We start from the raw sequence: 19,124 nt of genomic DNA, 5'->3' as shown, positions 1-19,124 counted from the left end.
CATCAGCTCCCGGTGGATCGGTAGTGGCGGAGGCCGAACCTCCAGCAGGCGCCGGCGACCGCGCACAGGGCGACGGCGACGAAGGGGGTGGCGAAGCGCAGGGATTCCGGCAGCCCGGTCGGGTCCGGCCGGTCGAGGAGGTAGAGGGCGGGCTGCCAGGTGACGAAGGCCAGCGGCAGGACGAAGGTCGCGGCGCGCACGACGTTCTTCGGGTAGATCGCCATCGGGTACTCGGTGAGGGCCTGCCCGCCGTAGGTGACCGAGTTGGCGGCCTCCCGCGCGTCGGCGACGAAGAACTGGAGGCAGGCCCCGATGATCCAGACCGCGCAGCCGATCGCGGTCGCCGACACCAGCAGCACCGGCAGCATCAGCACCTTGCCGGCGCTCCAGTCGATGTCGCACGCCGCCAGGGCCACGACGGTGACCGCCGAGCCGGGGACGATCCGGCCCAGGCGTCGGGGCGCGAAGCGGTCCGTCGCCATCTGGACCAGCGGCGGGACCGGCCGCACCAGCATGACGTCGAGGGAACCGGTCCTGATGTGCCGTCCCAGGACCTCCACCATGCCCATCACCATGTCGGCGCAGGCGAACGCGGTCGTGGCCATCCCGGCGATGAGCAGGCCCTCGGCCATCCCGAACCCGGAGACCTCCCCGGCATGGCCGAACACGACGAAGACGGCCCCCATCTCGGCGAAGGCGCCCAGGGCGGTCGACAGGGTCATCATGACCAGGGACGCCGGGTACTGCGCCAGGGCGCGGCACCAGGTCCATGCGAGCAGCACGTAGGCCCGGACCGGCCAGAGCACGGACTCGCGGGTGCGGGCGAGGAGGTCAGCCACCCTGGACCACCACCTTCCGCGTGGCGTGGGAGGTGACCCGGGCGCCGAGGGCGAGGAGGGCGGCCGCCCACGCGGCCTGGAGGGCCAGGCCGCCGAGGGGGCTTCCGCCGGGCAGGGACTCCTTGCCCAGGAAGACCTCGGCGGGGATCTGGGCGATGGAGGCCCACGGGAGCACGCGCAGCACGTCGGCGACCGCCGGGGGGAAGAGGGGGAGCGGGATCAGCATTCCGGCCGCCACCGGGCCGAGCAGCCCGGCCACCGCCCAGATCCCGGTGGAGTCCATCAGCCAGAACCCGGCCAGCTCGTACAGGTAGCGCAGCGCGAACGACACGAGCGCGGCCAGGACGAAGGAGACCAGGGCGATCGCCCAGCGGCCCGGTTCGGAGGGGACGACCAGGTCGAACAGGACGAGGCCGACCGCGAACGTGGGCACTCCGCGGAAGACGAGGTTGAACGTGGCCCGCCCCATGTCGTCGGCCAGCCACCAGCCCATCATCGAGACGGGGCGGAGCATGTCGGTGGCGACCGCTCCGCTGCGGACGCGTTCGCCGAGTTCCAGAGGCGGCCCCATGATGGCGACCATGCCGATGAGGGCCTGGCCGACGAACACCTGGGTGACGGCGTCGCCCGCGTCGTAGCCGTTGATCTCGGGCCGCACCGAGAAGAGGGCGAGCATGACGGCCGCGTTGATCGCGCCGAAGACGGCGTTGGTGAAGATCCCGGCGATCGTGGCGACGCGGTAGGTGGAGTAGCGGTGCAGGCCGAGGGCGTACACCGCGAGGTAGACGCGCATGGGCGCGGGCTCCCGGAGGTCGAGACGTGCAGGTGGTGACCGGTCCCGACACCGGGGCGGAGCCCCGGCGGAGACGCGGTGTCCGGCACGTCCCTGACGCCGTGGGGCTCAGGTCCGGGTCGCCGCGAGGGACCGACGCTAGCACAGCCCGGGCCGGCGCAGAGGGGGATCCGCGGACCGGAACCGGCCGAGCGGGCGCCGGGGGAGGACGGCCCTCCGGCCGGGGCGACGGGGATCGGTGGGTCGTCCCCGGTGGAGGCCGGTCCGGGCCGGCGACGTTGCGGCGGCCGGCGAAACGTCGGGCGCCTAGATTCTCCCGATGTGAACACCGAACAGCACACGGGACCGGCGCGGGCCGCCGCGCCGCCGCCCCTCGAACACCGGACCATCCGGCCGCGCATCCTCTACTTCGGCACGCCGGTGGTCCTGATCTCCACCGCCAACGACGACGGCACGCCCAACCTCGCGCCGATCTCCTCGGTCTGGGCCCTGGGACACCTGCTGGTGCTGGGGCTCGGCGCCACGGGGCAGACCGCGCGCAACCTGGCGGAGCGCCCCGGGTTCGCGGCCTGCTTCCCGGCGGCCGAGGACTGGTCGCGCGTCGAGCGCCTGGCCCCGCTGACCGGGCGCGACCCCGTGCCCCCGGGCAAGCCGCCCGGCTGCCGCTTCGAGGCGGACAAGTTCGCCGCCGCCGGCCTGACCCCGCAGGAGTCCGAGCTGGTCGCCCCGCCCCGCGTGGCGGAGTGCCCGCTCCAGCTGGAGGCCCGGGTGGTACGGGCCGACGCCGACGCCTCGGGGGACCTCGTGGTGGTCCAGGCCGACGTGCTGCGCGTGCACGCGGACACCCGCGTGGTGGTGCCGGGCACCGACCACGTCGACCCGTCCCGCTGGAACCCGCTGATCTACAACTTCCGCCACTACTTCGGGCTCGGGCGGCAGCACGGCCACTCGCACCGCTCCGAGACCCCGGCCCCCTGACACGGGGTGTCACGGACGGGGGCGGGGCGCCGGTGCCTCCCCGGTCACCGGCGGCCGCGCCGCCCCCGCCGCTCAGCCCGACCCGCCCCCTCTCCCCCGGGAGGGGGCTCCGGGTCAGGCGAGTCCGCGCCCTCCGGAGCGGCCCGACACCGACATGCGGACCACCGTCGGCAGGCGTTCGAGTTCGAGGGACTCCCTCAGGGAGGCGACGGGCCCGTCCCGGCAGGTGCGCCACACGTCGGCGGGGTCCGCGTCCTCGGTCAGCACCAGGTCCAGCCACAGGCGGGGCTCGCGGGAGGACTCGGTGAAGTGCGCCCGGCCGCGCCGCACCCGGGGGTCCGCGCAGGCCTCGGCGACCACGGCGTCCCCGGCGGCGGACGCGGGGACGCCGGTCCGCCCCGACGCCGTGTCCTCACCCACCCGCAGCCGTCCGGCACGGTTCGAGCGCCCCTGTACGAGCAGCCACCGCACCGCCGACACCGTCACGACCAGGGCGACGGCGGCGACGACGTACGGTGTCCACGGCCAGGCCAGGGCCGTTTCCAGCGGTCCGCCCCCGACCGGCGCGGCGGCGGTGGCGCCGCCGAGGAGGCCCCCTCCGGCGGCGAGGCCCGCTGCCCCGCACAGCACCAGGGGCAGCCCCGTGAGCACCAGACCGAGCCTGTTGCCGCGCGCGGTCCTCCGGGCCCCCTTGTGCGGGAACCCCCGGATCGTGGACGCGGTCGGCCCGGGGGAGGGCCCCTCCGGCTCCGCGACCCCTCCCGGCGGGACCTCCCGCAGGGCGCCGTTCTCCTCCATGGTCACGCCTCCTCCCTGAGCCGGACGACGACCCGCGGGGCACGGAGCGGCCGGAGGTCCTCCACCCTCCGGCGCACCACCGCCTCCACCCGCTCGCCGAGCCAGCCCGCCTCGCGTATGTGCGTCCGGACCTCGATCCGCACGGTGCGGCTCCCGCCCCGGACCCGGACCCGGACCGAGCCGACGCCGTCGACCCCGCGGGCCTCGACGGCGAGGATGTCGCGCAGGCCCCTGCGGGTCAGGCCCGCCACCGTGTCCCGGTCGTCGGTCCGCAGGGCCAGGTGGCCGCCGGTCCCCGGCAGGAGCGCGGTCAGCACCAGCGTCAGGCCGACGGCGGCGGCCACGGCCGAGAGCACCATGGCCTCGGGCGCCTCCCAGGGCGTGGACGACACGCGGGAGAGGCTTCCGTCGATCCCCGTGAGCGGCGACGGCGCCCCGTCCCCACCCGCGGTGGTCACCGCGACCGCCAGCCCGCCGACGACGGCCACCGAGACCGCCGCGACGGCGGCGGGCAGCGACCGCTGCGGCCGGAAGACCCGCACGGCGGTACGCCGCGCGGTCCGGACCCCGGCGGGGGAGGGGCCCGCGGGTGTCCTCTGCTTCTGTGACGCCTCCTGGAGGGAAGTCATGTCCGCGTCCTTCGTGTCAGGGGTCAGCGCACCCGCGGGGCGGGCACGAGTTCGACGATCTCGATGTCGGCGCTGTGGACGGTGAGGCCGGTGAGCGCCTCCACCGTCGCGGTGACGTGCGCCCGGACCTCCTCCGCCGTCCGCGCGAGGGGTGACGGGTAGGCGACGGCGATCTCCAGGCGCAGCGCGACGCGGGAACCCCCGCGCCGTACCCCGGCCCGTGCCGGTCCGCGCCCCGCCAGCCCCCCGAGCCGTTCGGCGAGGGGGCGGACACGGGGGTGCTCGGCCGCGGCCGTGAGCGCCACGCGCTCCACCACCCGGTCGGCGACGGTCGTGGCACCCCGCTCCTCCGGCGGGGCCGTGGAGGGCCCCGCGGGTGCTCCCCCGCGGAGGGGGGAGCGCGCCGCGTGCGCCCGCCGGCCCGGCGCCCCGGCGGGGATCACCGGCGGTCACCTCGTTCGCGCCGGGTGAACAGTTCGGCGAGGTCCACCTCGCCCGCGTACGCCCGTCCGGCCAGGAACCCGGCCGTCCCGAGTACGAGGACGAGGAGGAAGGCCCCGAAGCCGCCGATGGCGGCGGCGAGACCGAGGACCGCTCCGAAGGCGAGTCCGACGATCGGCCACATGGGTCCCGCTCCTCCTCTCGTCCCTGCGGCCGGCCCCCGGTCCGGGGACCGGCCGGTTCTCATCGGACCCTCGGCTCTGCGGCGGGCTGCTCCTCGCCCTCGTCGGGGAGGTGGATGTCGTCGACGGCCACGTTGACCTCGGTGACCTCCAGTCCCGTCATGCGCTCCACGGCGGTGATGACGTTGCGCCGTACCGCGCCCGCGAGGTCGGGGATGGAGACCCCGTACTCGACGACCAGGTTGATGTCGACGGCCGCCTGGCGCTCGCCCACCTCGACGGCCACGCCGCGCGCGGCGGTGTTCGTGGAGGTCGAACCGGGGATGCGCTCACGGACGGCGTCGAAGGCGCGGGCGGCCCCGCCGCCCATCTGGTGCACGCCCCGGACCTCGCGGGCGGCCATGCCGGAGATCTTGGCGACCACGTGGTCGGCGATCGACGTGCGTCCGTTGCCGGAGCCCGCCTCCCGGTCGCGGTCGGTGCGGGCGGGGGCCGAGGCGTCCCGCAGCGGGGCGAGACCGCCGCCGGCCACCGCCTCGTCACCGCGGTTCCCGTCGTTCTGAGCGCTCTTCGCGGTCATGGGCCGTTCTCCTTCGTCGGTGGGATGCGTCTTGCGTTGTCGCTTCGTCACAGGGGAGGACACGGGGAACGGGCCCGGGCTCACGCCCTCTCTTGTGTGACCTGCATCACTATCAGGATAGGAGCATCGGGGCGGTGCTGTGCGTGTTCGATCGAAAACCTAGGGTAGTTTCGCTGTGCGCGTGTACTGGGAGGGGTGGCCTTACCACCGATGCACAGGGAAACCGCACTGCCGGAGAGCGTGCTCGTGGAGCGCGCCCAGGACGGGGACGACCGGGCCTTCGAGATCCTCGTCCGCAGGCACCAGGACACCGTCTACCGGATCGCCCTCCGCGTGGTGGGCGACCCCGGCGACGCCCGCGACGCCGCCCAGGAGGCCCTGGTCACGGCCTGGCGCAAGCTCCCCGAGCTCACCGACCCCCAGAGCTTTCCCGCCTGGCTCCACCGGATCGTGGGCCGGCGCGCGCTGAACGTCCTGAGGGCCAGGAGGCCGGAGGCGCCCGTCGAGGACGACGAGGGGTTCGCCGCCCCCGGCCCCGGGCCGGTGGGGGAGGCGATCGCGGGCGACCTCCGGGAGGCGCTGTTCAACGCGCTCTCGGGGCTCCCGCCCCCGCAGAGGACCTGCTGGGTCCTGCGCGAGATGGAAGGATTGGGTTATGAAGAGATAGCGGCGATCGTCGACACGACCCCGACCGCCGTGCGTGGACGCATTCACCGCGCGCGTACCCATCTCGTGGAGGCGCTTGAGCCATGGCGGTAGACCCGTCCGACGACCACGACCGGCTCCCCTGCGGGAATTCGGTGGACGCCCTCCTGCGACACCTGACGTCCGGGGAGCCCACACCGCACGAGTCCGCCTGCGAGTACTGCCGGGAGCAGGCGGAGGAGCTGCGCCCCCTCGTCTCGGCGGTCCGGCGGACCGGTGACCAGGAGGTCAGCGCGCCCCCCGGCCTGCTGGCGGACGTGATGCGCGCCGTGCGCGCGGAGAGGCGCACCGGCGGCACCGTCGTCCTGTCGGGCCCCGGGCCCGGGGGCACCGAGGTCCGGGAGACCGCCGTGGCCGCCATGCTGCGCGCCTCCGTCGAGTCCGTCCCCGGCGTGGTCGTGGGCCGCTGCCGGGTCGAGCAGACGCCGGAGGGGCTCGTCGTCCTGGCCACGGCGCGGGTGGGCCTCGGCCTGCCGATCGTCGAGGCCGCCGAGGAGGCGCGGCGCGCCATGCGCTCCCTGGTGGAGGACCGGCTGGGGCTGCGCGCGGCCCGCGTGGACATCGACGTCGTCGACCTCGACGACCCCGCGGGATAGCCGCGCCGGGCAGACCGCCGGTGCGCCTCCGCACCGACCCGCCGCGGTCCCCGGGCCGCCCCTCCCCCGGTCTTCCGGCGGGCTCCGCACCCGCCCCTCCCCGGCCTTCCGGCGGGCTCCGCACCGCGCCTCCTGGCCGTCCGGCGGCCCGGTCCGGCCGATCGGGGGATGCCCGGCCGCGTCCCCGCGCGCCACCCTTGGCCGGAGGGTACGCCGAGGAGAGGACGCACGAGATGGACGCCACAGCGGTGCCGTCGGCGCGAGGGGAGCGCCGACTCGCCCCCGACCTGGCGCGGGGGTTCATGCTGCTGCTCATCGCCATGGCCTACGCCGGGGTGTACGCGGGGGCGGGCTTCGGCACGGACGGCTCCGGAGCGGCTCCGCTCGACAGGGGCGCGGCCTTCGCGACCACGCTGCTGCTGGACAACCGGGCGTTCCCGATGTTCGCGATCCTGTTCGGCTACGGACTGGCGTGGACGGTCGCCCGCCAGTCCGCGCGAGGCGCGCCCGAGGCCGAGGTCCGCCGCCTGCTCCGCAGGCGCGGGCTCTTCCTCCTGCTGTTCGGCTTCGTGCACGCGCTGCTGGTGTTCCCCGGCGAGATCCTCGCCTCCTACGGCGTCGCCGCACTGGTCACCGGGTGGCTGCTGCTGCGTTCCACCCGGGCCGTGACGCGCGCGGCCGTGGCGTTCGCCGCGCTCTACGCGGTGACCGTCCCCCTGGCGATGGTCGGGATGAGCCTGGGCACCGCCGGCGCCGAGGGCGGCGAGGTGTACGCCGTCGCGGGGTACCTCACCGCCGGGGACTGGGCGGCCCGCCTGATCGGGCTCCCGTTCGGACCGGTGTTCGTCGCGATCGCCTACCCGCTGTTCCTGCTGGTGGTGCTCGGCTACCGGGCGGGCCGCGCGGGGCTGCTGGACGACCCGGAGGCGCACAGGGGGCTGCTGGCGCGTGTCGCGGCGGCCGGTGTGGCCGTGTCCGTCGCTGGAGCCCTGCCCTCCGCACTCACGGCGGTGGGCGCACTGGAGCCGGGAGCGGTCGCGCAGGGCCTGATGATGGCGCTCCAGGTGCTGACCGGTGTCTTCGGAGGGGCCGGGTACGCGGCCCTGTTCACGCTGTGGGCGATCCGCCTGGACCGCGGCCGGGGGCCGCTGACCCGCACCGTCGCGGCGGTGGGAGAGCGCTCCCTGACCTTCTACATCCTCAACTCGGTGCTGGTCGCGGCCGTGCTCCACCCCGACCTCGCGGGGATGGGGCCGAGGGTGGGAGGTTTCGGCGCGCTGGTCGTCGCGGCCCTGGTCTGGCTGGTCGGCCTCGGCCTGGCCGCGTGGCTCGCCGGGTCGGCGCGTCCCGGACCCCTGGACGCGCTCATGCGCCGTCTCGTGCACGGAGGCCGGCGCCGCGCAGGGCCGCACGCGGGCTGAGCCCGCAGGCCACGCCCACCTCGTACGGCGTCCTCGCACGGCGGGGCCCGGGCCGCCCCGCGGGCGCGGCGGCCCCCGGGCCTTCCCGGGACCCGGGCGCGCCGTCGGCCGGGGCCGCGTCCGACCCGGCCCCGTCGTCCGGGCGGGGCACGAGCGCGAGCATGATCAGGGAGAGCCCGACGGCGCTGATCAGCGCCAGCGCGAGCATCATCCCGGGGGACCGCCAGACCGCGTCGACCCCTCCGGGGCCGGTCCCCGGGACTCCGAGGCCGACTCCGGCCCCGATCGACGTCAGGCCCTGGACGGGGAAGCCCGCCAGGCCGCCGGCGATCTCGGCGGCGGCCAGGACCGTCACGGCACCGGCGGCGGCCCTGACGGCGAACAGGGGGCCGCGGCGGAGGAGGCGCGGTCGGGATTGCGCCCCCCGGCGCGCCCCGGGGGACGCGTTGCGGGCTCCGGCAGCGGTTCCGGTCGGCTCGATGTCGGTCACGTCGCGCACCTCGTGGATCGTCGCGTGCGAGTGGTCGCACCTCGCTTGCACTCCACCCCGTGGAACGGTGACGAACGTCCGGATCATCGCAGGTGGAGTGCGGTTTCGCTCACACCCTCCAGGTGTTCCCGGAGCGATGCCGCGCGGGTGCGCCGGCCCGGCGCACCCGCGCGGACCGGACCCGCGGCGGCCCCTCCGGTGCGGGGGCCGCCGCGGGCGGGGACGGCGGCGGCCGGTCGGACCGCGGGCGGCGACTCCGCTCCGTGACGGACGTCACTCCGAGTCGTTACCTCGTCGTCACGGAGTGACGAACGGGCGCAACGTCCGCCGGGCACCTTCGGGTCCATGGACGTCTCCGATGGTGACCACGGGAACAACGACCACCGCCACGGCTTCCTCGGCCGCGAGGCACTCGACCTGGGCGCACTGCTCCTCGCGGCGGGGGCGTCGCACGTCGTGGTGCTCTCCCTCGGACACAGCGACGGAGGTGTCCGCACGCTGATCGGCGTGGGGGTGCTCCTCCTCGCGGTCTCCGCGCTGCACCGCTGGCACCGGCACCGAGCCGCGCACGCGCCCCGGCGCCGCGGACCGCGCGCGGACGCGGCCGGGAGCGGGGCGGGGGACGCGGCGGGGACCGCGCCGTACGCCGCGCACGACCCGGCCGACGACCGGTTGTGGGGGGTGAGGGTGACCGTCGCCGACGTGCCCGGCGGCCTGGCGGCGCTCACCGCCCGGTTCGCGGCCCTGGGGGTCGACATCCGGCTGATGCAGGTGCACCCCGCCGGGACCGACGCCGTGGACGAGTTCTTCGTCAGCGCCCCCGCGCACGTGGGGGAGGAGGCGCTGCACACCGCCGTGCGCGAGGCGGGCGGCCGGGACGCGCTCGTACGGCCCGCCGACGTCCACGAACTCAGCGACACCACCAGCCGCACCCTCGCCCTGGTCAGCGCGCTGATCGCCGGGGCGGCCACCCTGGAGCGCTCCCTGCTCGCGCTCACGGCGGCCCACGAGGTGGAGCACGCCGACAGCCCTCCCGCCGGGCTCGGGAGGGAGGACCTCTCGGGCGCCTCCATGACCCTGCCCGCACCGGACGGGGGCGTGCTCACCGTCCGCCGGAACGGGGTGCCGTTCACCGCCGTGGAGTTCGCCCGGTGCCGCGCTCTGGTCCAGGTGGCCTCCTCCCTGCACGCCCGGACGCGCCGGGGCTGAGCCCGCACGGGTCGTGGCGGGGGTGCGGGGGACCGTGCCGCGGCCCGGGAGGCGGGGCCGTGGCCGGCGTCCCCGGGGCCGGGACGGGGGCCGGAAAAAGGGAGCACGCGCGTGACGTGCCACGACGCGCGGGAGCCGTCCACAGGTACGTGGAATCGGGGAGAGCCGGCGTTTTCGTGGGTACAGGTGACGTATGGCAACTCCCCCCTCACTCCTCACGCTTCCCCCGCCCGCCCGGACACGGTCCGTCCGCTCGATGGTCGCGGTCCTGGCCGCGGCGTGCGCCCTCCTCCTGGGCGCCGCCGTGCTCGCGCCCCCGGCGTCCGCCTCCGCCGCCCCCGGCCCCGCCGCCTCCGGACCGGAGCTGCGCCAGGGCAGCACGGGACCGGAGGTGACCGCCCTCCAGGAGCGGCTCACCGAGCTGGGCTACTGGATCGACGGCGTGGACGGCCAGTTCGGCTTCCACACGGACCAGGCGGTCGTGGCCCTCCAGAAGGCCGCCGGCCTCGATCGCGACGGCGTGGTCGGCCCCGCCACCCGCGCAGCGCTCGACGAGGGCGTGCTCCCCTCCGCCACGACCACCTCCGGCGACCTGCTGGAGATCGACCTGGAGAGGCAGCTGCTCCTGGTGGTCTCCGACGGCGAGGTCGAGCGCGTCGTCAACACCTCCACCGGCTCCGGCCAGCCCTACGAGGGCTCGGACGGCAGCGAGCGGATCGCCACCACCCCCACCGGCACCTACACCGTCTTCCGTGACGTGGACGCCTGGGACCCCGGCCCCTACGGCGCCCTCTACCGACCCAAGTACTTCAACGGCGGCATCGCCGTCCACGGATACCCGAGCGTTCCCGCGCAGCCCGCCTCCAAGGGGTGCGCGCGGGTGAGCCTGGCCGCGATGGACTGGCTCTGGGAGAGCGGGAACATCGACGTGCACACCTCCGTCCTCGTCCGCTGACCCCTTCCGGAGCCGGGGTGCTCCGCCCCGGCGCCGGGCGCCGGGGCGGGCGCCGGGGCCCCCGCGGCGTCCGGCAGGGGTGCTCCGGCCGACGCGCCCTGTGCGCGTTCCGGGCGGCGGTCCGGCGTGAACGCCGCCCGGGCGGGAAGATGACGGGCAGCCGTGCGCAGGCGCCGCCCGGCGGAGAGGAACTGCCCCGGTGCCCTTCCTGATCACCACGGAGCCGGGAGACCCCGGCCGGCCGAACGAGGACTTCGCCGCCGCCACCGCGACCAGTGCCGTGCTGTTGGACGGGGCCACCGCCCCGGACGGCCTGGACGACGGCTGCTCCCACGGCGTCGCCTGGTACACGCGGCGGCTCGGCGCGCTCCTGCTGGCCGGAGCGGACGCGGGGGCGCCCCTCCGCGACTCCCTGGCCGAGGCCATCGCCACGGCCTCGGCGCTGCACGCGGACACCTGCGACCTCGACAACCGGCAGACGCCGTCGGCGACGGTGGTGGCGGTGCGGGTGGGCGGCGGGCGGCTGGAGTACCTGGTGCTGTCCGACTCCGTCCTGCTGGTGGAGGACGGAGCGGGCGGAGCGGTCGTGGTCGCCGACACCCGGCTCGACGACCTGAGGGCCGAGCCGGACCGCCGGGGCGCGATCCGGGACCTGCGCAACGTGCCCGGCGGCTTCTGGACGGCGGGGGCGGACACGCGTGCCGCCGAGGAGGCGATCACCGGAACCCTGCCCGCACGCTCCTTCGCGGCGATGACCGACGGGGCGGGCCGGGTGGCCGAGACGTTCGGCGACCTGAATTGGGGACAGATTCTCGCCCTGGTATCGGACAAGGGACCCCGTTCCCTGGTGGACCGGGTCCGCGTACTGGAAAGAGCCGATCCGGAGCGGTCGGAGTTCCCGCGGGGCAAGGCGAGCGACGACGCCACCGTCCTGGCGTGGGCTCCGGAGGGCTAGTTTCGGTCCCGCTAAAACTGGTGATTCGGTTAACCTGCTTTTCGGGGAAGCAAGATCATTTCCATGCTTTCCCAGGTCGCGCCGCTCCCACCATTTCCCATCATTGCGGACGTTTCCCTCGGGGCGTCAGATGACATTTGCTGTGTTGCGCACAAAAATTCCACAGTGGGGCGCGACGGGGCGTCCACGTCACAGGCCAGGGAGACCCACGCCTCTCCGGAACCCGGGCACCAGGCGCTTTCGCGTGTCGTGTTCATCCGGTAGATTTCCTGGTAACCGAACCGTCGGAGTTCCCTCCACAACATCCCGAGACCGGCCTTCGGTGTTCTCTCAGCCCCCTTGTTCGCGTTTGCGCCACTCGGGCGTACCACGCACGGAAGAACTACATGACGTCGATTTCGACCGGTGAAAAGGAGACGATGTGAGTCCCACAAACATCCTTGAGCCCACCGGTCCCAACATCGCCCTCGGCCGCACCACATGGCTGGACAGCGTCCTGTCCACCCCCAGCGCAACCGTCGAGCGCCGCCTCCCCGTGCAGGCGCTGGTCGGCTACGAACAGCGCCCCAACCCCCTGGACGCCGAGAACCCCGCCGAGTTCCTGCTGACCATGCGCCGCTACCTCGTCTGGGCGGGCGACTGGTCCTACCTCGAACTCGAGTACCTGTGCGGGGGAGCGGTCAAGAGCTCCACCTTCCAGCAGGCCCTCGAAGGCACCGAGCTGCCCAGATACGTGTTCCTCATGGCCTTCGTCACCGCCTGCGCGGGTACCGACGACGGTGAGCGCCGGCGCTGGGTCACCGCCTGGCAGCGGCTCCGCTCCGCCGGGTACTGATCCCCCGGGGGCCCGTCCCCCTCCGGAGACGGCCGCCCCGTCTGCTGTGCGCGCGTGTCCGAAACACCCACGCCGCTCGCGGCGGCCCGCCGGTCCGGCGAGTTCCACCCCTGCCGGCGCACCGCCCCGGACGCCGCCGGCGCCCACCGTGCGGAGGGGCTCCGGCACGCCTGGACCGCTCTCCCGCCGGGTTCCGGCAAGTCCCTCGCCGAGCTCGAAGCGGCCCGACGTCTCGGCCGCCGCACCGTCGTCCCCGTGTCCGACGCCGCCGCTCGGGACCGGCGGCGGAACCGCGGCCCGGCCCCGGCGAGGACCTCGGAGGAGTTCTCCGAACAGGGCCACAGCGGCACCCCGCACAGGGATACTGGTCCCCCGAGCGCGCGGTCCCTTCACCCTCGCGCCACCACCCGTTCGGCTGTCCCTCGTTCCGAGCTGGTTGGCTGCGGCGCGGGCGTGTCCGCGCCCCCTTCCCCCTCACCCCCAGGAACGACCCATGAGCAAGACCATGGCGGCCACAGCGGCTCTCACCGTCGCCCTCACCGGGACGGCCGCCCCCGTACACGCCGACGAACGGCACTCCGCCGGAACGGGTCCCGGGGGCGTCGCACTGTCCGCGGTCGGTACCTACCGCACGGGCTCCTTCGACGCGGCGGCCGCGGAGATCGTCGCCCACGACCCGCGCTCCCAGCGGTTGTTCGTGGTCAACGCCGCGGCCGCCACGGTCGAGGTCCTCGACATCTCGGACCCGTCCGCACCCGCCAAGCTCCTCGACCTGAGAGTCGCCGGGGTGGCGGCCGCGGACGGGTCGGTGGTCGGGGAGGGTGCGGTCGCCAACTCCGTGGCGGTCCACGACGGCGTCGTGGCCGTGGCCGTCGAGGCCGCGGACCGCACCGACGACGGCTGGGTGGTCTTCTTCGACACCGGGGGCGGGGCGCTGAACGCGGTCCGGGTCGGCGCCCTGCCGGACATGGCGACCTTCACCCCCGACGGCCGACACCTCCTGGTCGCCAACGAGGGCGAGCCCGACGACGCCCACACCGTCGACCCGGAGGGCTCCGTCAGCGTGATCAGGGTGAACCGCAGGCCGGCCGCCCTCACCCAGGACGACGTGCGCACGGCCGACTTCCGCGCCTGGGACGGGGACAGGGAGCTCCACCCCGACGTGCGGGTGTTCGGGCCGGACCTGTCCACCGGCGAGCCGGGAACCCCCGGCCGGGTGGCGCGCAACCTCGAACCCGAGTACATCGTCGCGGACACCGCCTACAGCGCGCACGTGGTCCTCCAGGAGGCCAACGCGTTCGCCGTCCTGGACCTGCGCACCGCGGAGTTCACCGACATCGTGCCCTTCGGGGTCAAGGACCACCTGGAGCCCGGCAACGGACTGGACGCGTCCGACCGCGACGGGGCGGTCCGGATCGAGAACTGGCCGGTGTACGGCATGTACCAGCCCGACGGCTTCGACAGCTACCGGTGGCAGGGCCGGACCCTGCTGGTCACCGCCAACGAGGGGGACTCCCGGGACCGGGACGGCTACTCGGAGGAGGCCAGGCTGGCCGACCTGGTCGAGGAGACCCCGCTGTGCGAGGACTCCCCGCGCCTGCGCGACTTCGTCGACGGCAACGACCTGGGCGTCACTTCGCCGGAGGGGCTGGCCGACGACGCCGCCCTCGGGCGGCTGACGGTCACCGCGGCCGACGGCCTGCGCGAGGACGGCTCCTGCTACGAGGACGTGTACGCGTTCGGCGGCCGGTCCTTCTCGATCTGGACGGCGGACGGGGAGCAGCTCTTCGACTCCGGTGCCGACTTCGAGCGGATCACCGCGGAGGCCGAGCCGGACTTCTTCAACTCCAACCACACGGAGAACAGCTTCGAGAGCCGCAGCGACGACAAGGGCCCCGAGCCGGAGGGCGTCGTGCTGGGCGAGGTGTCCGGCCGCACGTACGCGTTCATCGGCCTGGAACGCGTGGGCGGGGTCATGGTGTACGACGTCACCGACCCGAACGCCGCCTTCCACGTGCAGTACCTCAACAACCGGGACTTCTCCGCCGAGCCCGGGACCCGGGAAGCCGGAGACCTCGGCGCCGAGGGCCTGGCGTTCATCGCGGGCGACGACTCGCCCGTCCCGGGGGTGCCCCTCCTGGCCGTGGCCAACGAGGTGTCCGGGTCGACCACGCTCTACCGGGTGGACCCGGCCTGACGCCGGGCCCGGACCCGGCGTCGGGCCGGGTCCGGGCCCGGCGTCAGGCCGGGGGGCGGCTACTCGGTGAACTCCAGGCAGAACGGGTGCCCGGCCGGGTCCGCGTAGACGCGGAACGGGACGCCGGGGGCGTCGTGCGTACGCGCCAGCGGTGTGGCTCCGAGGGCGACCACCCGGTCCTCCGCCGCGTCGATGTCGTCCACCCGGATGTCGAAGTGCATCTGCTGGGGCCGCTCCGGGTCCGGCCACGCCGGCGGCCGGTGGTCCGGGGCGAGCTGGAAGGCGAGGTGCGGTCCTTCACCGTCGCCGATCTCCACCCAGGAGCCGTCCGCGCCCTCGTAGGTGACGGGCAGCCCCAGGAGCTCGGAGTAGAACCCGGCGAGCGCGGCCGGGTCCGGGCAGTCGATGGCGATGGTGCGCAGTCGTCCGATCATGGCCGCAGGATGCCACAGGCCCGCCGGTGCGGCCGGGGTTTCGTGCGCGGTCGGGCCGCGGGCCGCAGCGGCCCGGCCTCCCCGGTCCCCGGCGGGGTCCGCCCTGAGGAGGCCGGGTGTCCCCCGGTCCCCGCTGCCGGTCGGCGGGCCGTCCGGGACGGGCCCCTTTCCCGTACAGTGGTCAATGCGGAGAGTGAGACATAGGTCACTCAATGACATGGCGTTCTCCGCGTCAGACCTCCGTCCCGGCTCCGTCAGGTGGATGAGGCGCCGCCGCGGAGTACCGGCCGTGTCCGGTGCCGGACCACGACACGGAGAAGGAACAGGAAGGCCACCATGGCTCGCAAGGACCGCGACCCCATTCCCGACGACCTGACGCCCGAGGAGCGCAAGGCCGTCGAACGCCAGGGCGACCAGCTCGCCTGGGAGCGGAGCCAGGGCAGCATCCCCGGTTTCGGTGAGCACGGCTGCGGCTCGTCCGGCGACGACTAGCTCTTTCCGGGGCGCTGCGGGAACGGGCCCGGGACGCGCGGGACGGACACCGGGAGGGGTTCTCCGTCCCGCGGCGCGGCTCGACCGCGAAAGGTCGGCCCGAAGGGTGGCGGGACGCCGCGGCGCTCCCCGTACGACGCCGCGGGGGAGCCGGCGGGGCGGGCCGGTGCGGGTCCGCCGCACACGGCGGCCTCCGGGGCGGGGTCGGCCGCGCCCCGAGTGTGACTAGGTGCACCCAGTGCTTCGTTGCACTTAGTGCACTCTGGTGTCTAGCGTGAAACCGTGAACGACCAGCACCGACAGCCCTCACGTGACCGGCGTGCGGCTCTCAAGTCGCGCCACCGTCGCGCCATCGTCGAGGCCGCCGCCGCGCTGATGACCGAGAGCGGGGGGACCGGCTTCACCGTCGACCAGCTCGCGGAACGGGCCGACGTCTCCCGCCGGACCGTGTTCAACCACTTCAGGTCCCTGGACGACATCGTCCTCGAGGTGTTCGGCCAGATGCTGGAGGCGATCGTCGACAGCATCGAGGCCAACCTCACCGCGGCGGACGCCGACCGCCCGGGGAGCATGTTCGACGAGTTCGCCGCGGCGATACGCAGCACCGACCTGCTCACCCCGATCACCCGGCTCAAGCAGTTCCTCAAACAGGAGGGGCACGAACCGGCCCCGAGCCGTGCGGCGCTGTTCGAGCGGGCGATGAACGACGTGAGCGCCCGCCTGGCGGCGATCATGACGCGCCGTCACCCGCGTGTCGACCCGCTCGTGGTCGACCTCATGTGCGGCGCGCTCATCAGCGGCGGCGCGGTCACGGTCCAGCGCTGGGAGCAGACCACCGGGGGAGTCGTCACCGCGTCCTCCCGCCGGGTCTGGTCCGAACTGCTGGACCGCATGATCGCCGTCAACCGGGACGGGTACGGCTCGGTCGGTCCCGCCTCCTCCTGAGCGCACGACGCGCTCCCACCACCCATCTCCGTTTGGCAGACAACAACCATGGCTGAATTTCTCTACAGACTCGGGCGCGCGTGCGCACACCGCGCCAAGACCGCCATAGCGATCTGGCTGGCGCTGCTCGTGGCGGCCGGTACCGCCTTCTTCCTCTTCTCCGGGGAGCTGGAGGACAGCTTCTCCATCCCGGGGACGCCCACCGACGAGGTGGAGCAGCTCCTGTCGCAGGAGTTCTCCGGTATGGGCGGCGGCGCGGGCACCGTCGTCTACCAGACCGAGGACGGCTCGGCCTTCACGGAGGAACAGCAGGACGCGATCGCCGACCGCGCGGAGGAGGCCGCCGAGGCCTCCGGCGTCGAGACGACGGTGGACCCGTTCGCCACAGAGGACCAGCGGGCCGACCAGCAGCAGGAGCTGGAGGACGGCCGCGAGGAGCTCGAGTCCGGGCTCCAGGACCTCGAAGCCGGCCAGGCGGAGCTCGACGCGGGCCGCGCCCAGGCGGAGGCCGCCGGGATGCTCGACCAGGCCGAGGCCGGGCTCGACGCCGAACAGGCCGTGATCGACCAGAACCTCGAGGAGATCGAGACGGGCCTGGAGGAGCTCGAACGGGGCGAGGCCATGCTGGAGATGGCCTCCGGGATCCGCACGGTCTCCGAGGACGGCAGCACCGCCCTGGTCAACATCGCCTTCACCGACAGCCAGACGGAGATCTCCCAGGAGACCCGCGACGCCGTCATGGCGGTCTTCGAGAGCGACCCGGTGCCCGGCACCACCGTCGACTTCGGCAACGACATGGCCATGGCGATGCCCAGCCTGGTCAGCACCGCCGAGGTGATCGGCGTGATCGTGGCCGCCGTGGTGCTGGTGGTCATGCTGGGAACCCTGGTGGGCGCCGGCCTGCCGATCCTGACGGCGCTGATCGGCGTCGGTGTGGCCACCCTGATCGCGATGTCGCTGTCCGGGGTGCTGGAGATGGCGTCGGTGACGCCGATCCTCGGCCTGATGCTCGGTCTGGCCGTCGGCATCGACTACGCGCTGTTCATCGTCAACCGCCACCGCCGCCAGCTCAAGCAGGGCGCCGAGGTCGGCGAGTCCATCGGCCTGGCCAACGGGACCGCGGGCAACGCGGTGGTCTTCGCGGGAACTACCGTGCTCGTCGCGCTGCTGGGCCTGAACCTGACCGGGATCGGTTTCCTCGGCCTCATGGGCAGTGTGGGTGCGATCTCCATCGCCGTCGCCGTGTTCATCGCGATCACGCTCGTCCCGGCGCTGCTGTCGCTGATCGGCATGCGCATCCTGTCGCGCCGCGAGCGCGGACGCCTCGCGGAGAACGCCGCCGCGTCCGCAGGGGGCGGCAACACGGGCGGGTCCGAGAGCATCCGGCCGATGTCGACCGGCCGGGCCGTGCTCCAGGCCGCCGTCGCCGTGATCGCCCTGGTCATCATCGCCCTGCCCGCTCTGGGCCTGCGACTGGGCATGCCGGACGGCTCCGCGGAGCCCACCGACTCCACCCAGTACCGGGCCTACACCGCCGTGGAGGAGAACTTCGGAGCGGGGCAGAACGGCACGCTCCTGGTCGTCGCCGAACTCACCGGCGGACCGACCGACGAGGCCGCCGAGCAGAACGCCCTGGACGAGCAGGCACAGGTCGCGGAGGAGCTCTACTCCCACGACGACGTCTCGGCGGTGGCGCCCATCGGGATCTCCGACGACCACTCCCTGGCCATCTTCCAGGTCGTGCCCGAGGACGGCCCGTCCAGCGAGACCACCGAGGAACTCGTGCACACCCTCCGCGACATGGAGCCGATCGACGGCGCCGGGCCGCTGGGCGTCGCGGGCATGGCCAGCGGAAACATCGACATCTCGGAGACCCTGAGCGAGTCGCTGCCGACCTACCTCACCGTGGTCGTGGGCCTGTCCCTGGTGATCCTGCTGCTGGTGTTCCGGTCGGTCTTCGTGCCGGTCGTGGCCACGCTCGGGTTCGTGCTGTCCTTCTTCGCCTCGCTGGGCGGGGTGGTGGCCGTCTACCAGTGGGGATGGCTGGGAGGCCTCTTCGGGATCGAGAACACCGGGCCGGTGCTGAACTTCCTGCCCACGCTCCTGGCCGGCATCCTGTTCGGCCTGGCGATGGACTACATGCTCTTCATCGGTACGGGCATGCGCGAGGCCTACGTGCACGGCGACCCCGCCCGGGTGGCCGTGGTGCGCGGGTTCCACGCCGGCCGCGCCGTGGTCACCGCCGCGGCGATCATCATGATCTCGGTGTTCGGCGGGTTCGTCTTCTCCCACAGCGTCATGATCAGCTCGATCGGGTTCGCGCTCGCCTTCGGCGTGCTCATCGACGCCTTCGTCGTGCGCATGGCGCTGATCCCCGCGCTCATGCACCTGGCGGGGAACGGCGCGTGGTGGCTGCCCAGGTGGCTCGACCGGATCCTGCCCGACATCGACGTGGAGGGCGCCGCCCTGGAGAAGCGCCACCCGCACGAGCGGGGGGCCGAGGACGGCGACGCCGCCGCAGACGCGGGCCCCACCCCGGAGAAGGACGCCGGTGAGGTGTCCTCCCGACGGGGCTGAGGCGCCTGTTCCACCAGGGCCCGGGGGCGGTCACCGCCCCCGGGCCCTCGTCGCGTCCGGGCCGGGGAACCGC

General features: G+C 74.2%; 21 protein-coding genes. 12 read left to right on the top strand and 9 right to left on the bottom strand.

What is annotated here, in order from left to right; translation table 11 throughout:
* Nucleotides 1-2 precede the first annotated feature (2 nt).
* Both OUQ99_RS30890 and OUQ99_RS30885 read right to left on the bottom strand, forming a co-directional pair.
* Nucleotides 3-839 (bottom strand): ABC transporter permease, encoded by an 837-nt coding sequence (locus OUQ99_RS30890; RefSeq protein ID WP_267947275.1) that lies wholly within the window; start codon nucleotides 837-839, stop codon nucleotides 3-5.
* Nucleotides 832-1,632, bottom strand: coding sequence for an ABC transporter permease (locus OUQ99_RS30885; RefSeq protein WP_267947274.1), 801 nt, complete (start codon nucleotides 1,630-1,632; stop codon nucleotides 832-834). Before OUQ99_RS30885 ends, OUQ99_RS30890 begins: the two co-directional genes overlap by 8 nt.
* A gap of 321 nt (nucleotides 1,633-1,953) precedes the next feature.
* Here OUQ99_RS30885 and OUQ99_RS30880 point away from each other — a divergent pair, with 321 nt between their 5' ends.
* Complete coding sequence (locus OUQ99_RS30880) at nucleotides 1,954-2,610, top strand: flavin reductase family protein (RefSeq protein WP_267947273.1); 657 nt, start codon at nucleotides 1,954-1,956, stop codon at nucleotides 2,608-2,610.
* A 114-nt stretch (nucleotides 2,611-2,724) separates the two neighbouring features.
* On the opposite strand, the gene OUQ99_RS30875 is transcribed toward OUQ99_RS30880, so the two are convergent.
* From OUQ99_RS30875 to OUQ99_RS30855, 5 genes are read right to left on the bottom strand one after another with little or no spacing between them, the layout of a single operon-like run.
* Nucleotides 2,725-3,408, bottom strand: coding sequence for a hypothetical protein (locus OUQ99_RS30875; RefSeq protein ID WP_267950574.1), 684 nt, complete (start codon nucleotides 3,406-3,408; stop codon nucleotides 2,725-2,727).
* A 2-nt stretch (nucleotides 3,409-3,410) separates the two neighbouring features.
* The gene (locus OUQ99_RS30870) at nucleotides 3,411-4,037 is read right to left on the bottom strand and encodes a DUF6286 domain-containing protein (RefSeq protein ID WP_267947272.1); all 627 of its coding nucleotides are present in this window, start codon (nucleotides 4,035-4,037) and stop codon (nucleotides 3,411-3,413) included.
* A 23-nt stretch (nucleotides 4,038-4,060) separates the two neighbouring features.
* The gene (locus OUQ99_RS30865) at nucleotides 4,061-4,480 is read right to left on the bottom strand and encodes an Asp23/Gls24 family envelope stress response protein (RefSeq protein ID WP_267947271.1); all 420 of its coding nucleotides are present in this window, start codon (nucleotides 4,478-4,480) and stop codon (nucleotides 4,061-4,063) included.
* Nucleotides 4,477-4,662, bottom strand: coding sequence for a hypothetical protein (locus OUQ99_RS30860; protein ID WP_267947270.1), 186 nt, complete (start codon nucleotides 4,660-4,662; stop codon nucleotides 4,477-4,479). The genes OUQ99_RS30865 and OUQ99_RS30860 overlap by 4 nt, the downstream gene beginning before the upstream one ends.
* A 59-nt stretch (nucleotides 4,663-4,721) precedes the next feature.
* The gene (locus OUQ99_RS30855) at nucleotides 4,722-5,240 is read right to left on the bottom strand and encodes an Asp23/Gls24 family envelope stress response protein (protein WP_267947269.1); all 519 of its coding nucleotides are present in this window, start codon (nucleotides 5,238-5,240) and stop codon (nucleotides 4,722-4,724) included.
* 210 nt (nucleotides 5,241-5,450) lie between these two features.
* Between OUQ99_RS30855 and OUQ99_RS30850 the strand changes: the two genes are divergently transcribed.
* The 3 genes from OUQ99_RS30850 (at nucleotide 5,451) to OUQ99_RS30840 (ending at nucleotide 7,962) form a co-directional block, all read left to right on the top strand.
* Nucleotides 5,451-5,999, top strand: a complete 549-nt coding sequence (locus OUQ99_RS30850; protein ID WP_267947268.1) for an RNA polymerase sigma factor — start codon at nucleotides 5,451-5,453, stop codon at nucleotides 5,997-5,999.
* Nucleotides 5,990-6,541, top strand: a complete 552-nt coding sequence (locus tag OUQ99_RS30845) for a hypothetical protein (protein WP_267947267.1) — start codon at nucleotides 5,990-5,992, stop codon at nucleotides 6,539-6,541. The genes OUQ99_RS30850 and OUQ99_RS30845 overlap by 10 nt, the downstream gene beginning before the upstream one ends.
* Before the next feature lie 233 nt (nucleotides 6,542-6,774).
* Nucleotides 6,775-7,962: a DUF418 domain-containing protein gene (locus OUQ99_RS30840; RefSeq protein ID WP_267947266.1), complete on the top strand. Its 1,188-nt coding sequence runs from the start codon at nucleotides 6,775-6,777 to the stop codon at nucleotides 7,960-7,962.
* On the opposite strand, the gene OUQ99_RS30835 is transcribed toward OUQ99_RS30840, so the two are convergent.
* Nucleotides 7,907-8,452 (bottom strand): hypothetical protein, encoded by a 546-nt coding sequence (locus OUQ99_RS30835; RefSeq protein WP_267947265.1) that lies wholly within the window; start codon nucleotides 8,450-8,452, stop codon nucleotides 7,907-7,909. The genes OUQ99_RS30840 and OUQ99_RS30835 overlap by 56 nt on opposite strands.
* Before the next feature lie 345 nt (nucleotides 8,453-8,797).
* Here OUQ99_RS30835 and OUQ99_RS30830 point away from each other — a divergent pair, with 345 nt between their 5' ends.
* The 5 genes from OUQ99_RS30830 (at nucleotide 8,798) to OUQ99_RS30810 (ending at nucleotide 14,603) form a co-directional block, all read left to right on the top strand.
* Nucleotides 8,798-9,661: an ACT domain-containing protein gene (locus tag OUQ99_RS30830; protein WP_267947264.1), complete on the top strand. Its 864-nt coding sequence runs from the start codon at nucleotides 8,798-8,800 to the stop codon at nucleotides 9,659-9,661.
* A gap of 193 nt (nucleotides 9,662-9,854) precedes the next feature.
* Complete coding sequence (locus tag OUQ99_RS30825) at nucleotides 9,855-10,616, top strand: L,D-transpeptidase family protein (protein WP_267947263.1); 762 nt, start codon at nucleotides 9,855-9,857, stop codon at nucleotides 10,614-10,616.
* A 199-nt stretch (nucleotides 10,617-10,815) separates the two neighbouring features.
* Nucleotides 10,816-11,571, top strand: a complete 756-nt coding sequence (locus OUQ99_RS30820; protein ID WP_267947262.1) for a protein phosphatase 2C domain-containing protein — start codon at nucleotides 10,816-10,818, stop codon at nucleotides 11,569-11,571.
* 421 nt (nucleotides 11,572-11,992) lie between these two features.
* A complete protein-coding gene (locus OUQ99_RS30815; RefSeq protein ID WP_267947261.1) occupies nucleotides 11,993-12,406 on the top strand; it encodes a hypothetical protein in 414 nt (137 codons plus the stop codon).
* Nucleotides 12,407-12,899: 493 nt separating this feature from the next.
* Nucleotides 12,900-14,603, top strand: a complete 1,704-nt coding sequence (locus OUQ99_RS30810) for a choice-of-anchor I family protein (RefSeq protein WP_267947260.1) — start codon at nucleotides 12,900-12,902, stop codon at nucleotides 14,601-14,603.
* Between the two features lie 59 nt (nucleotides 14,604-14,662).
* Here OUQ99_RS30810 and OUQ99_RS30805 read toward each other — a convergent pair whose 3' ends face one another.
* On the bottom strand, nucleotides 14,663-15,037 hold the full coding sequence (locus OUQ99_RS30805) for a VOC family protein (RefSeq protein ID WP_267947259.1): 375 nt from the start codon (nucleotides 15,035-15,037) through the stop codon (nucleotides 14,663-14,665).
* 336 nt (nucleotides 15,038-15,373) lie between these two features.
* Here OUQ99_RS30805 and OUQ99_RS30800 point away from each other — a divergent pair, with 336 nt between their 5' ends.
* The 3 genes from OUQ99_RS30800 (at nucleotide 15,374) to OUQ99_RS30790 (ending at nucleotide 19,051) form a co-directional block, all read left to right on the top strand.
* Nucleotides 15,374-15,529, top strand: a complete 156-nt coding sequence (locus OUQ99_RS30800) for a hypothetical protein (RefSeq protein WP_267947258.1) — start codon at nucleotides 15,374-15,376, stop codon at nucleotides 15,527-15,529.
* 282 nt (nucleotides 15,530-15,811) lie between these two features.
* Nucleotides 15,812-16,474 carry a TetR/AcrR family transcriptional regulator gene (locus OUQ99_RS30795; RefSeq protein ID WP_267947257.1) on the top strand — a complete coding sequence of 221 codons (663 nt, stop codon included), beginning with the start codon at nucleotides 15,812-15,814 and terminating at the stop codon, nucleotides 16,472-16,474.
* A 48-nt stretch (nucleotides 16,475-16,522) separates the two neighbouring features.
* Complete coding sequence (locus OUQ99_RS30790; RefSeq protein ID WP_267947256.1) at nucleotides 16,523-19,051, top strand: MMPL family transporter; 2,529 nt, start codon at nucleotides 16,523-16,525, stop codon at nucleotides 19,049-19,051.
* Nucleotides 19,052-19,124: the final 73 nt, after the last annotated feature.

It is taken from the genome of Streptomonospora nanhaiensis (assembly GCF_026642255.1).
GTDB lineage: Bacteria > Actinomycetota > Actinomycetes > Streptosporangiales > Streptosporangiaceae > Nocardiopsis > Nocardiopsis tropica.
The sequence above is the reverse complement of the archived record's forward strand: the minus strand, read 5'-3'. Positions and strand labels throughout refer to the sequence as shown.